This window comes from Aeromonas sp. 61P (assembly GCF_051919545.1).
GTDB lineage: Bacteria > Pseudomonadota > Gammaproteobacteria > Enterobacterales > Aeromonadaceae > Aeromonas > Aeromonas veronii.
The window spans coordinates 1,851,807-1,865,213 of sequence record NZ_JBQBEL010000001.1; the positions used below are offsets into that span (position 1 = coordinate 1,851,807).

General features: G+C 57.0%; 12 protein-coding genes and 1 pseudogene. 12 read left to right on the forward strand and 1 reads right to left on the reverse strand.

Annotation, left to right across the window (positions count from 1 at the left end; translation table 11 throughout):
- Nucleotides 1-48: 48 nt before the first annotated feature.
- On the reverse strand, nucleotides 49-837 hold the full coding sequence (gene map, locus ACTG2O_RS08985; RefSeq protein WP_005338579.1) for a type I methionyl aminopeptidase: 789 nt from the start codon (nucleotides 835-837) through the stop codon (nucleotides 49-51).
- A 371-nt stretch (nucleotides 838-1,208) separates the two neighbouring features.
- On the opposite strand from map, the gene rpsB reads away from it, so the two are divergent.
- The 12 genes and pseudogenes from rpsB (at nucleotide 1,209) to fabZ (ending at nucleotide 13,405) form a co-directional block, all read left to right on the forward strand.
- Nucleotides 1,209-1,937, forward strand: coding sequence for a 30S ribosomal protein S2 (rpsB, locus tag ACTG2O_RS08990; protein WP_005303470.1), 729 nt, complete (start codon nucleotides 1,209-1,211; stop codon nucleotides 1,935-1,937).
- 103 nt (nucleotides 1,938-2,040) lie between these two features.
- Nucleotides 2,041-2,921, forward strand: a pseudogene (gene tsf, locus ACTG2O_RS08995) (translation elongation factor Ts).
- A 71-nt stretch (nucleotides 2,922-2,992) separates the two neighbouring features.
- Nucleotides 2,993-3,727 carry a UMP kinase gene (pyrH, locus tag ACTG2O_RS09000; protein WP_005338577.1) on the forward strand — a complete coding sequence of 245 codons (735 nt, stop codon included), beginning with the start codon at nucleotides 2,993-2,995 and terminating at the stop codon, nucleotides 3,725-3,727.
- Nucleotides 3,728-3,828: 101 nt separating this feature from the next.
- Complete coding sequence (gene frr / locus ACTG2O_RS09005; RefSeq protein WP_005338576.1) at nucleotides 3,829-4,386, forward strand: ribosome recycling factor; 558 nt, start codon at nucleotides 3,829-3,831, stop codon at nucleotides 4,384-4,386.
- 72 nt (nucleotides 4,387-4,458) lie between these two features.
- Complete coding sequence (gene uppS, locus ACTG2O_RS09010) at nucleotides 4,459-5,235, forward strand: polyprenyl diphosphate synthase (protein ID WP_005338574.1); 777 nt, start codon at nucleotides 4,459-4,461, stop codon at nucleotides 5,233-5,235.
- Nucleotides 5,236-5,262: 27 nt separating this feature from the next.
- Nucleotides 5,263-6,120, forward strand: coding sequence for a phosphatidate cytidylyltransferase (locus ACTG2O_RS09015; protein WP_026034918.1), 858 nt, complete (start codon nucleotides 5,263-5,265; stop codon nucleotides 6,118-6,120).
- Nucleotides 6,120-7,316 carry a 1-deoxy-D-xylulose-5-phosphate reductoisomerase gene (ispC, locus tag ACTG2O_RS09020; RefSeq protein ID WP_005338569.1) on the forward strand — a complete coding sequence of 399 codons (1,197 nt, stop codon included), beginning with the start codon at nucleotides 6,120-6,122 and terminating at the stop codon, nucleotides 7,314-7,316. Before ACTG2O_RS09015 ends, ispC begins: the two co-directional genes overlap by 1 nt.
- Nucleotides 7,316-8,668 carry a sigma E protease regulator RseP gene (gene rseP / locus ACTG2O_RS09025; protein ID WP_005338567.1) on the forward strand — a complete coding sequence of 451 codons (1,353 nt, stop codon included), beginning with the start codon at nucleotides 7,316-7,318 and terminating at the stop codon, nucleotides 8,666-8,668. Before ispC ends, rseP begins: the two co-directional genes overlap by 1 nt.
- A 34-nt stretch (nucleotides 8,669-8,702) precedes the next feature.
- Nucleotides 8,703-11,234 carry an outer membrane protein assembly factor BamA gene (gene bamA, locus ACTG2O_RS09030; RefSeq protein WP_019445221.1) on the forward strand — a complete coding sequence of 844 codons (2,532 nt, stop codon included), beginning with the start codon at nucleotides 8,703-8,705 and terminating at the stop codon, nucleotides 11,232-11,234.
- Nucleotides 11,235-11,383: 149 nt separating this feature from the next.
- Nucleotides 11,384-11,896: an OmpH family outer membrane protein gene (locus ACTG2O_RS09035; protein WP_005338563.1), complete on the forward strand. Its 513-nt coding sequence runs from the start codon at nucleotides 11,384-11,386 to the stop codon at nucleotides 11,894-11,896.
- 3 nt (nucleotides 11,897-11,899) lie between these two features.
- The gene (gene lpxD, locus ACTG2O_RS09040) at nucleotides 11,900-12,919 is read left to right on the forward strand and encodes a UDP-3-O-(3-hydroxymyristoyl)glucosamine N-acyltransferase (protein ID WP_088869967.1); all 1,020 of its coding nucleotides are present in this window, start codon (nucleotides 11,900-11,902) and stop codon (nucleotides 12,917-12,919) included.
- A gap of 24 nt (nucleotides 12,920-12,943) precedes the next feature.
- Nucleotides 12,944-13,405 (forward strand): 3-hydroxyacyl-ACP dehydratase FabZ, encoded by a 462-nt coding sequence (gene fabZ / locus ACTG2O_RS09045; RefSeq protein ID WP_005338559.1) that lies wholly within the window; start codon nucleotides 12,944-12,946, stop codon nucleotides 13,403-13,405.
- Nucleotides 13,406-13,407 lie beyond the last annotated feature (2 nt).

Genomic DNA, 13,407 nt, shown 5'->3' on the forward strand with positions numbered 1-13,407 from the left:
ACAAGTAAAAACCCCGGCGCTTTGGAAGTTCAGGGCCGGGGTTCGATGTTAGCTGTGTTTGATGAAGCGGTCGATAGTGTCATCGGGGCGCAAGGTGAGCACCTCGCAGCCATCCTCGGTCACCAGCAGGGTGTGTTCCCACTGGGCGGAGTCGCCGCCATCCTTGGTGGTCACGGTCCAGCCATCCTTCGGATTGACCTTGCAGTGATACTTCTTGCTGTTGACCATGGGCTCGATGGTGAAGCACATGCCCGCTTTCAGCTCCAGCTTGCCGCTGTTGCGGTAGTGGAGGATCTGCGGCTCTTCGTGGAACTCGGCACCGATACCGTGACCGCAGTAGTCACGCACCACGGAGAAGCCGGCCTTCTCGACGATGGGCTGGATCACTGCGCCGATTTCGGTGATACAGGCACCCGGACGCACCTTCTTGATGGCGGCGTAGAGGCTCTCTTGCGCAACCTTGCAGAGCTGGCGGCGCAGCGGGGTGGTTTCCCCCACGATGAACATGGCCGAGGTATCGCCGTGGTAGCCATCCTTGATGACGGTGATATCCAGGTTGATGATGTCGCCATCACGCAGCTTCTTGTGATTCGGGATGCCGTGGCAGATCACATCGTTTACCGAGGTGCAGATGGATTTGGGGAAGCCGTGGTAGTTGAGCGGAGCTGGAACCGCCTGTTGTACGTCAACAATATAGTCGTGGCAGAGGGTGTTCAGTTCGTCAGTGGTGACGCCAGCTTTGACATGGGGCGCAATCATGACCAGCACATCGGCGGCCAATTGGCCGGCAACGCGCATCTTTTCAATCTCTTCCGGTGTCTTGATTTTAATGGACATGGGATCTCTCTTGCGGCCTGCCGCTGGGCCTGCGAGGGCAGACAGGACAGGTAATGAAAAATAGATGCGTTTGCAATCAGGGCAAAATTTTATCCGCAACCCCCGCGTACTTCCAGTGTGATTGTCATCACAACGTCAAATCGGCGTCGCAGCATCCTCTGGCGGGATTCATATTTACACCTGTTTAGGGTGTCGGCCGGTGGTGTCCTGAACAAAGTTATGGTATAAAGCGCGCCGGAATGGGGAACTTGCGTCCCGATTTCATCACCCTTACTTAAACAACACACACACATCGACACATATGCCGGGGTGCCTTAACGGGTCGGTTATATGGGATGTGTGGAGGCCTAACCCCAATACAGAGGTATAAAATGGCTAAAGTTTCTATGCGCGACATGCTGCAAGCCGGCGTTCACTTCGGTCACCAGACTCGTTACTGGAACCCGAAAATGAAATCCTACATCTTCGGTGCTCGCAGCAAAGTTCACATCATCAACCTGGAAAAAACCGTTCCGATGTTTGACGATGCCATGAACTTCATCAGCTCCGTAGCTGCCAAGAAAGGCAAGGTACTGTTCGTAGGTACCAAGCGTGCCGCGTCTGAAGCCGTAAAAGAAGCCGCTGAGCGTTGCGACCAGTTCTATGTTAACCACCGCTGGCTGGGCGGCATGCTGACCAACTGGAAAACCGTTCGTCAGTCCATCAAGCGCCTGAAAGATCTGGAAACCCAGAGCCAGGACGGTACCTTCGACAAGCTGACCAAGAAAGAGGCGCTGATGCGTACTCGCGAAATGGAAAAGCTGGAGAAGAGCCTGGGTGGTATCAAGAACATGGGCGGCCTGCCTGACGTTCTGTTCGTTGTCGATGCCGACCACGAGCACATCGCTATCAAAGAAGCCAACAACCTGGGTATCCCGGTAGTTTCCATCGTTGATACCAACTCCAACCCGGACGGCGTTGACTATGTCATCCCGGGTAACGACGACGCTATCCGTGCCGTACAGCTGTACCTGAATGCTGCTGCTGACACCGTACTGGAAGCTCGCGCTCAGGACATCGTTGTTCAAGCCGAACAAGATGGCTTCGTTGAAGCTGAGTAATTGATAAGGACTGTAAAGCCCTTATTAACCAAGCTGATGTAATTGGTTAGCAGGGGCCCTGTGGCCCCTGTTTCTTGTCAATTCAAGACCGAGGATACTGGACATGGCTAACGTTACTGCCGCCCTGGTAAAAGAACTGCGCGAGCGCACTGCCGCTGGCATGATGGATTGCAAAAAAGCACTGGAAGAAGCTGCTGGTGATATCGAGCTGGCAATTGAGAACATGCGCAAATCCGGTCAGGCCAAAGCCGCCAAGAAAGCTGGCCGTATCGCCGCTGAAGGCGTTATCTTTGCTCGTACCGAAGGCAACGTTGCCGTCATGATCGAGCTGAACAGCGAAACCGACTTCGTCGCCAAAGATGCCAGCTTCATGGCAATGGGCCAGAAGATCGCTGACATCGCTGCGACCCAGAAAATTGCTGACGTTGACGCGCTGAAAGCCGCTGACTTCGGTAACGGCGAATCCGTCGAGCTGACCATCACCAACCTGATCGCCAAGATCGGTGAGAACATGAACCTGCGTCGCGTGATGCTGGTTGAAGGTGACAACCTGGGTACTACGTTCACGGTTCCCGCATTGGTGTTATCACCAAGCTGACCGGTGGTTCTGCCGAGCTGGCCAAAGATCTGGCCATGCACGTTGCTGCCAACAGCCCGCAATTCGTCAAGCCTGAAGACGTGTCTGCTGAAGTCGTTGCCAAAGAGCGCGAAATCCAGATCGACATCGCCATCAACTCCGGCAAGCCGAAAGAGATCGCCGAGAAGATGGTTGAAGGCCGCATGAAGAAGTTCACCGGTGAGGTTTCCCTGACTGGTCAACCGTTCGTGAAAGATCCTTCCATGACCGTTGCCGAGCTGCTGAAGAAAGAAGGCGCTGACGTTGTCTCCTTCACCCGTTTCGAAGTGGGCGAAGGCATCGAGAAGCAAGAGACCGATTTCGCTGCTGAAGTTGCAGCCCAAATCGCGGCCGCTCAAAAGGCCTAATCGAACCGGTTTTTCCGTTTCCCCAGACCGCGACTTATGTCGCGGTCTTTATATGACCAGGAATCAGTGACATGAGTACCAATCCCAAACCTGCATACAGACGTGTTCTTCTGAAGTTGAGTGGTGAAGCCCTGCAAGGATCCGAGGGTTTCGGCATTGATCCGGCGGTGCTGGAGCGGATGGCCCAAGAGATCAAAGAACTGGTTGAGTTGGGTGTTCAGGTCGGTCTGGTCATCGGTGGCGGCAACCTGTTCCGTGGTGCCGGTCTTGCCAAAGCGGGCATGAACCGCGTGGTGGGCGACCACATGGGTATGCTGGCAACCGTGATGAACGGTCTGGCCATGCGTGATGCCCTGCATCGTGCTTATGTGAATGCCCGTCTGATGTCTGCCATCTCTCTGCAAGGCGTCTGCGACTCCTACAGCTGGGCCGAGGCAATCAGCCAGCTGCGTGCTGGCAAAGTCGTTATCTTCTCTGCCGGTACCGGCAACCCCTTCTTCACTACCGATTCTGCGGCTTGCCTGCGCGGGATCGAGATCGAAGCTGACGTGGTGCTCAAAGCCACCAAGGTTGATGGTGTATACAACGAAGATCCGGTCAAGAATCCGGATGCCGTGCTGTATCATGAACTGAGTTATGATGAAGTTCTTGAAAAAGAGCTCAAGGTGATGGATCTTGCTGCCTTTACCCTGGCACGTGACCATGATCTGCCGATCCGCGTGTTCAACATGAACAAACCGGGTGCCCTGCGCCGGGTTGTCATGGGTGAACCGGAAGGCACTCTGATCCACCACGTTGGTAAATAAGATAAAAGTGAGCCACCTGGCGCTCTTATCCTATCCATCACGTCAGTAAATAAGATAGACACGGGCCGTGTAGCGGCTCGTTCGCCAAAAGGAAAACCACTGTGATCAACGAGATTAAAAACGACGCCAAGGACCGTATGGGCAAGAGCGTAGAAGCGCTCAAGACTCAAATGTCCAAGATCCGTACCGGCCGCGCTCACCCGAGCCTGCTCGACGGCATCCAGGTTGAGTATTACGGTGCTGCCACTCCGCTGAAACAGTTGGCCAACGTCGTGGCAGAAGATGCTCGCACCCTCTCCATCTCCATTTTTGACCGCTCCATGATCCAGGCGGTAGAGAAGGCGATCCTGACCTCCGATCTGGGCCTGAACCCGTCCAGCAATGGCCAGACCCTGCGCGTGCCACTGCCGCCGCTGACCGAAGAGCGTCGTCGCGACCTGACCAAGATCGTCCGTGCCGAAGCGGAAAATGCCCGTGTTGCCGTGCGCAACATCCGTCGTGACGCCAACGCCGATCTGAAAGCGCTGCTGAAGGACAAAGAGATCTCCGAAGACGACGACCGTCGCGCCCAGGAAGAGATCCAGAAACTGACCGACTCCTACATCAAGCTGGTCGATGAGGCCCTTGCCGTAAAGGAAAAGGAGCTAATGGAAATCTAACCGTCTGAAAGGTATATTACGAGCGCCGTGTAGTGCCCCTGCACGGCGCTTTTGTCTTTGTGGGAGAATTACATGTCGCTTTTGGCTGCGTTGGGTGATTGTGCCAACTCGTCTTTACCCCGTCACGTCGCCATCATCATGGATGGTAACGGTCGCTGGGCCCAGAACCGAGGCAAGATGCGGGTTTATGGCCACAAGGCGGGCGTCAAGTCAGTGCGCGAGGCCGTTACCTTTGCTGCGCGTGCCAAGATCGAGGCATTGACCCTGTTTGCATTCTCCAGCGAGAACTGGCGCCGCCCGGAAGGGGAGGTCAGTGCCTTGATGGAACTGTTCATCACAGTGCTGGGTCGTGAGGTGCAGAAACTGCACAACAACGGGATCCGGCTCAAGGTGATTGGCGATACTGCTCGCTTTAGTGAGCGGTTGCAGGCCAAAATCGCCAAGGCGGAAGCCTTGACCGCCAATAACAAGGGGTTGACCCTGAACATTGCGGCCAACTATGGCGGCCAGTGGGATATCGCCCAGGCGGCCCGCAAGCTGGCTAAAGCAGTGGCGGCCGGTGAACTGGCCGCTGACGACATTGATGAATCCATGTTGACCCGTGAGGTTTGCATGGCCGATCTGCCACCCGTGGACCTGTTGATCCGCACCGGTGGCGATCATCGCATCAGCAACTTTGTGTTATGGCAGCTCGCCTATGCCGAGCTCTATTTTACCCCGGTATTGTGGCCCGATTTCAACGAGGCCGAGTTCAGTGAGGCGGTTGCCTCTTTCGTTGCCCGCGAGCGTCGCTTCGGTTGCACGGGTGAACAGATACGGGAATTGATCGCCGAGCAGCAGACCGGCTAAACCCCGCTCCCAAGAGAGAGGTTTCTTTTGCTAAAACAACGAATTATTACTGCTTTGATGTTGATCCCCCTGGTGTTGGGGGCGCTCTTCTTTCTGCCATTGAAATTTTTTGCCCTGTTGGCTGCGCTGGTGTTTTTGTTGGCCAGTCGCGAATGGAGTGGGTTTGTCTCTGCTGCTCCGCAGCAATGGTTACCCATCGTATTTTGTCTGTTGCTCGGTGCCAGCCTCTTTTGGCTGCCGGTGGAGCAACTCTGGACGCCCCACCTGCACCCCCTCGTGATGGGCGTGCTCTGGACCGCGGTAAGCTGGTGGTTGCTGGGTCTGCTGCTGGTGCTGCGTTATCCCCAAAGCGCCAAGCTGTGGAAAGAGTCTATCTGGCTCAAGTCGCTGTTTGGTCTGGTGACCCTGGTTCCCTTCTTCTGGTCGCTGGTCGCCATCCGTGGTTACAACTTTTACCATGACCCCATGATGGGCGCCTGGATCCTGTTGTTCGTGATGGGACTGGTCTGGGCGGCAGATTCTGGCGCGTATTTTTTCGGCAAGGCGTTCGGTAAGCACAAGCTGGCACCGGCTGTGAGTCCGGGCAAAACCATCGAAGGGATGTGTGGCGGCCTCTTTACCGCCAGCCTGCTGGCCATCGGCGTTACCTGGTCGATGGGATTTGTTCCTGCCAAGATGATCACCGTGCTGTTTTGCTCCCTGCTGGCGGTGCTTGCCTCCGTACTCGGCGATCTGACCGAGAGCATGTTCAAGCGCGAAGCGGGCATCAAGGACTCCGGCACCCTGTTGCCGGGTCATGGCGGCATTCTCGACCGGATCGACAGCCTGACCGCCGCCCTGCCGGTGTTTCTGCTCAGTTATCTGCTACTCAGTCAGGAGTTTTGATGCACAAGTCACTGGTTATTCTGGGGGCCTCCGGCTCCATCGGTCAGAGTACCTTGAAAGTGCTGCGCCATAACCCGGGCAGTTGGCAAGTGTTGGCGTTGACCGCCGCCCGCAACGTGGATGCCATGTTGCGGGACTGCCTCGAATTCTCCCCCCGTTTTGCCGTGATGGTCGATGAGGATGCCGCCCGTGAACTGGCTGCCCGTCTGAAAGCGCACGGCAGTGCGACCCGGGTCATGTCTGGTGCAGCAGCCCTTTGCGAGGTTGCCGCTCACCCCGACGCCCATAGCGTGATGGCCGCCATTGTGGGCGCGGCCGGACTGGCCCCGACCATGGCCGCGGTACGTGCCGGCAAGCGTATTTTGCTGGCCAACAAGGAGGCGCTGGTGATGTCCGGTGCTTTCTTCATGGAAGCCGTGCGCGAACATGGCGCCGAGCTGCTGCCCATCGACAGCGAACACAATGCCATCTTCCAGTGTCTGCCGACCGCCGTGCAGCGCCAGCCCGGTTTTTGCGATCTGGCGGCGGCGGGGATCAGCAAGATTTTGCTGACCGGCTCCGGCGGCCCGTTCCGTTACACCGAGATCAGCGAGCTGGCGAAGGTGACGCCGGCGCAGGCCATCGCTCATCCCAACTGGTCGATGGGGGCCAAGATTTCGGTCGATTCCGCCACCATGATCAACAAGGGGCTGGAGTACATCGAGGCGCGCTGGCTGTTCAATGCGGCGCCCGAGCAGATCCAGGTGGTGATCCACCCGCAGTCGGTGATCCACTCCATGGTGCAGTACAAGGATGGCTCCGTGCTGGCTCAGCTTGGCAATCCGGATATGTGTACCCCCATTGCCCATGCGCTGGCTTATCCCAATCGCATCCCCTCCAGTGTGGAACCTTTGGATTTCTTCAGTGTCGGAGAGTTCAGCTTTATCCGGCCTGATTATGATCGCTATCCCTGTCTGGCGCTGGCCATCAATGCCTGCCAGAAGGGACAAGCGGCGACCACTGCGCTCAATGCGGCCAACGAGGAGGCGGTTGCCGCCTTCCTGGCCGGGCGCATCGGCTTTATGGATATTGCCCGGATCAACGAGGCAGTGATGCTGGCGCTGGAGAGCAGCGCCGTCGGCTCGCTCGATGATCTGTTTGCCCTGGACGGTGCGGCAAGAGCCCGTGCTCACACTTTGATTGAGGAGCTTGGCTGATGGGCGGTGTGTTGTGGAATATCGGTGCCTTTGTTGTTGCGCTGGGCCTGCTGGTCGCGGTGCACGAGTTTGGTCACTTCTGGGTGGCCCGTCGTTGTGGCGTCAAGGTTGAGCGCTTCTCTATCGGTTTTGGCAAGGCGATCTGGCGCCGGATGGGTAAAGATGGCACCGAATATGTGCTGGCGCTGATCCCGCTCGGTGGTTACGTCAAGATGCTCGATGGCCGGGTCGATGAACTCAAGCCCGGTGACGAGCAGTATGCCTTCAACCACAAGAGTGTCTGGGCGCGGATGGCGATTGTCGCCGCAGGTCCCATGGCCAACTTCGTCTTTGCCCTGTTTGCCCTCTGGCTGATGTTTATCATCGGGGTGCCGAGCGTCAAGCCGGTGATCGGTGAGGTGCGTCCGGCATCCATAGTTGCCGAGGCGGGTGTGCTGCCGGGGATGGAGATTGTCGGGGTCGGCGATGAGCAGACCGGTGACTGGGAGAGCGTCACTTACGCCCTTATCAGCCATCTGGGTGACGATGCTGTGACTCTCAAGGTGCAGGCACCCAATACCAGCTATGCCACCGATAAAACCTTGTCGCTGACCGGCTGGACCTTCGATCCGGATAAAGAGTCGCCCATCGGCAGCTTGGGGATCGTCCCCCTGAGTGGCAAAGTGCTGCCCGTCGTGGCTGCCGTGGTGGCCAAGAGTGCCAGTGAAAAGGCGGGGCTGCAGGTTGGTGACCGTATCAAACAGGTCGGCGATCAGCCTATTACCGCGTGGGCCCAGTTTGTCGAGCTGGTGCAGCAGGCACCGGGCGAACCCCTGCAAGTGGTGGTTGAGCGCAACAACAGTGATCTCAACGTGACCCTGACCCCGGATAGCCGCAAGGTGCAGGGCAAGCTGGTAGGATTCGTCGGTCTATCGCCACAACTGGTTCCATTACCGGATGAATATCGAATTCTGTTACAGTATGGGCCTTTGCAGGCGCTGTGGCATGGCGCGGACAAGACCTGGAGCCTGATCACGCTCACCTTTGACATGATTGGCAAGTTGATCGGTGGCATCGTGTCGCTGGACAACCTGAGTGGCCCCATCTCCATTGCCAAGGGCGCCGGCAGCAGTGCCGACTATGGTCTGGTCTATTTCTTGAGTTTTCTGGCGCTGATCAGTGTCAACCTGGGGATTATCAATCTGTTCCCCCTGCCGGTGCTCGATGGTGGCCATCTGGTCTATTTCCTTATCGAAGCGGTCACCGGCAAGCCGGTATCAGAGAAAATACAGGAAGTGGGTTTCAGGATCGGCGCCGCCATTCTGATGTTATTGATGGGCATTGCGCTGTTTAACGATTTCGCTCGCCTCTGAGGCCAGAGCATCAACAAGGACACATAAGAACAAAATGGCTGTTAAAAAAGCATTGGTGTTGAGTTGCCTGCTGGGTGCCAGTTTCCTGGCCCAGGCGGCCCCTGCCTCTTTTGTGGTGCAAGATATCCAGGTCGAAGGTCTGCAACGGGTGACCCTGGGTGCCGCACTGTTGAACCTGCCGATCCGGGTCGGTGATACCGTCGACTCCGTGGCTCTGGCCAGCGCCATCAAAAAGCTCTATGCCTCGGGTAACTTCGAGGATGTGAAGGTTTACCGTGACGGCCAGGTGCTGCAGGTGATGGTCAAGGAGCGTCCGACCATCTCCAGCATCGAGTTTGCTGGCAACAAGGATATCAAAGAGGAGCAACTGACCCAGAGTCTGGAGTCCTCCGGTATCCGTGTGGGCGATCCGCTGGATCGCACCGTGCTCACTTCCCTCGAGAAGGGACTGGAAGATTTCTACTATGGCGTGGGTAAATACTCCGCCAAGGTCAAGGCGATCGTCACCCCGTTGCCGCGCAACCGGGTCGATCTCAAGTTCACCTTCGTGGAAGGGGAAGCGGCCAAGATCCAGCAGATCAACATCGTCGGCAACAGCGTCTTCCCTGAAGATAAGCTGATTGCCCAGCTCTCCCTGCGCGACGAAGTGCCCTGGTGGAATTTCACCGCCGATCAGCGCTATCAGAAGCAAAAATTGGCGGGTGATATCGAGACCCTGCGCTCCTACTACATGGACCGCGGCTATATCCGCTTCCAGCAGGAGTCTACCCAGGTCTCCATGACCCCCGACAAGAAGGGCGTCTACGTCACCCTCAACATCAAGGAAGGGGATCAGTACAAGGTCTCCGGTGTCCAGCTCAAGGGGGACCTGATCGATCGCGGTGGCGAGATGAAGGGATTGATCCCGATTGCTGCCGGCAGCACCTACTCTGCCAGTCAGGTGACTCATACCGAAGAGGTGCTCTCCAAGTTCCTCGGCCGTTACGGCTACGCCTATCCGAAAGTGGTCACTTTCCCGCAGATCAATGACAAGACCAAGGAAGTGGAGCTGATCGTCAACGTTGAGCCGGGCCCCCGTGTCTATGTACGCAATATCAACTTCAGCGGTAACGCCACCACCGAAGATCAGGTACTGCGTCGCGAGATGCGCCAGATGGAGGGCACCTGGCTCTCCTCCGACAACATCGAGCAGTCCAAGAGCCGTCTCAACCGCCTTGGCTACTTTGAGAGCGTCGAAGTGGACACCAAACGGGTGCCGGGCAACGATGATCTGGTTGACCTCGACTTCAAGGTCAAGGAGCAGCCTGCTGGCTCCATCAACGCCGGTATCGGTTACGGCACCGAATCGGGTCTGAGCCTGCAGGCGGGGATCTCTCAGGACAACTTTATGGGTACCGGTAAGAAGGTCTCCATCAACGCCAGCACCAACGACTACTCCAAGAACGTTGACCTGAGCTATAACGACCCCTACTTCACCGTGGATGGTGTCAGCCTGGGTGGTCGGGTCTACTACAACCAGTTCCGCGCCGATGATGCCGATATTGTCGATTACGAGAACGAAACCATCGGTTTCCGTCTCTCCAGCGGCTTCCCGGTCAACGAGTTCAACCGTCTCGACTTCAGTACCGGTATCGAGAGCACCAAGCTGAGCCGTCCGTCATTCAATGCCCAGAACTATCAGGAGTGTCTGAAGGACAATCCGGATACTGATGGCAATACCTACTGCTGGGATCAGTGGAATGATAACCGCCAGTCGGTACAGATGGATCAGTTCTGGAATGCCTATTCACAGGATGGTTCCAACCTCGACTTTGTGACCGTCGATGTCACCGCTGGCTGGACCCGCTCTACCCTGAACAAGGGGATGTTCCCGACTTCTGGCGATCGTCAGCGTATCAACGCCAAGGTGACCGTACCGGGCATGGAGCTGCAGTACTACAAGCTCTCTGCCGAAGATGCCCACTACTTCCCGCTCGATGCGGATCACAGTTGGGTAATGATCGGCAAGGGTCGTGTCTCCTACGGTAACGGCTATGGCGATGACTCCATGCTGCCGTTCTTCGAGAACTACTATGCCGGTGGTTTCGATACGGTACGTGGCTTCAAGAGCAATACCATTGGTCCCAAGGCGATCTACAAGACCTACAACAAGCCGGGTGCTGGCAGTTGCACGGGTTCTCAGCCGTGTGAAACTGGCTACTACGAAGGTTCCGACACCTCGGTGGGCGGTAACGCTCTGGCCGTCGCCTCACTGGAGCTTGTCTTCCCGACCCCGTTCGTCTCCGAGACCTATCGTCCGCAGATCCGTTCAACCGTCTTTATGGACGCAGGTACCGTATGGAGCACTGATTTTGCCAACGGGGCATATCCTTGCGCCGCCGGTTCTGATTGCAACTATCTGAGCCAGGACTACTCCAACCCGGGCAATATCCGGGTCTCTGCCGGTGTCTCCCTGCAGTGGCTCTCGCCGATGGGCCCGCTGGTGTTTGCCTTGGCCAAGCCGATCAAGAAATACGAAGGGGATCGCACCGAAGTCTTCTCCTTCAACATCGGTCGTACTTTCTAAGCAGAGTTTCGCCCCCACCCATGCGGTGGGGGGCTTCAATGATGGGACGCGCGGTATGCGTGCCTCACCAGGTAACAAGACGGTCCTAACGCCGCTTGCATAATCGGGTAAATCAGGTAGCCCTCGCCATGAGGGAACAAGGAGTAAGTGTGAATAAAGCGTTGAAAGTAGCTGGTTTGAGCTTTGCACTGATGGCTGCCGGCATGGGTTCTGCCTTCGCTGAGACCAAGATCGCCGTGGTGGATATGGGCGAAGTCTTCCAAAAGCTGCCCCAGCGTGAAGCCGTTGCAGCCAAGCTGAAAGGTGAATTCGAGCCGCGCATGCGTGAGCTGCAGAAGTTGGAACAGGAAGGCCAGAAGCTGGTCGAGAAGTTCCGCAAGGATGAAGCCTTCATGAGCGCCGAGCAGAAGAAGCAGAACCAGGAGAAGCTGGCCAAGCTGCAGATGGAGTTCAACCAGAAGCGTCAAGCCTTTGAGCAGGACAACGGTCGCCGTCAGTCCGAAGAGCGTAACAAGATCCTGACCAAGGTACAGGCTGCCATCGATTCCATCGCCAAGAGCAATGGTTACGATCTGGTGCTGGAGCGCAATGCCGCCCCGTATGCCGCCAGCAAGCTGGACATCTCCGGCCAGGTTATTTCTCAGGTAAGCAAGAGCAACTAATTGATGGCATTCACTCTCGCACAGCTGGCCCAGCAACTGGGGGCCCAGGTCCATGGCGACGGAACCCTGGAAATCCGCAAGGTAGCGACACTGGAAAAGGCCGGGGAGGGGGATATCACCTTCCTGTCCAACAAGAAGTACCGGCACTATCTGGAGCAGAGCAAGGCGACCGCCGTGCTCATTACCGAAGCGGATCTGCCATTTTGTCCCACCAATGCCCTGGTGCTCAAAGACCCCTATGTGGGCTTTGCCCGGGTAGCCCAACTGCTGGACACTACCCCGCAGCCGGCCACGGATATTCATCCGAGCGCCGTTATCGCGGCTGACGTGCAACTGGGCGAGAGAGTGGCCATCGGCGCCAATGCAGTGATCGAATCCGGCGTCGTGCTGGGTGACGATGTACGCATTGGCCCGGGCTGTTTTATTGGCAAAAATACCCGGCTGGGAGCACGCTCCCGGCTCTGGGCCAACGTCACCCTCTATCACAATGTGACCATGGGTACCGACTGTCTGGTTCAATCCGGCACAGTGATCGGCGCCGATGGTTTCGGTTATGCCAACGAGCGTGGCGAGTGGATCAAGATCCCCCAGCTCGGCGGTGTGACCATTGGCAACCGGGTCGAGATCGGTGCCTGTACCACCATTGACCGCGGTGCGCTGGAAGATACCCGCATCGCTGACAACGTCATCATCGACAACCAGTGCCAGATCGCCCACAACGTGGAGATCGGCTACGGCACCGCCGTAGCGGGCTCTACCGTGATGGCTGGTAGTCTCAAGGTCGGCAAATACTGTATCATTGGCGGCGCTTCCGTCTTTAACGGGCATATGGAGATCTGCGACCAGGCCACCGTTACCGGTATGGCCATGGTGATGCGACCCATTACCGAGCCCGGTGTCTACTCTTCCGGCATCCCTCTGCAAACCAATAAAGAGTGGCGCAAGACCGCCGCCCGGGTGATGCGTATCGAAGAGATGCACAAGCGGTTAAGCAAGCTTGAGAAGAAGCTGGATCAAGAATAATCACGATTGGTATAGGGTACTGTTTTGACTACTGAAAAGAAGAGCCTGGGTATCCAGGAAATCATGGATCTGCTGCCCCACCGTTATCCGTTTCTGATGGTGGATCGTGTAGACGACTACGAGATCAGCGATGAGCGCAAAACCCTGCGCGCCATCAAGAACGTCTCGTTCAACGAGCCGATCTTCCAGGGGCACTTCCCGGCCAAGCCGGTGTTCCCGGGCGTACTGATCCTGGAAGCGATGGCACAGGCCACCGGTATCCTGGCCTTTACCATGGTGGGCAAGCCGTCTCCCAACGAACTCTACTATTTTGCCTCAATCGACAACGCTCGTTTCAAGCGCCCAGTCGGCCCCGGTGACCAACTGGTGCTGGACGTGGAGTTCCTGAAAGAGCGTCGCGGTATTGCCAAGTTCACCGGTGTCGCCACCGTCGACGGTGAAGTGGTCTGTACCGCCGAGCTGATGTGCGCCAAACGCGAGGTTTAACA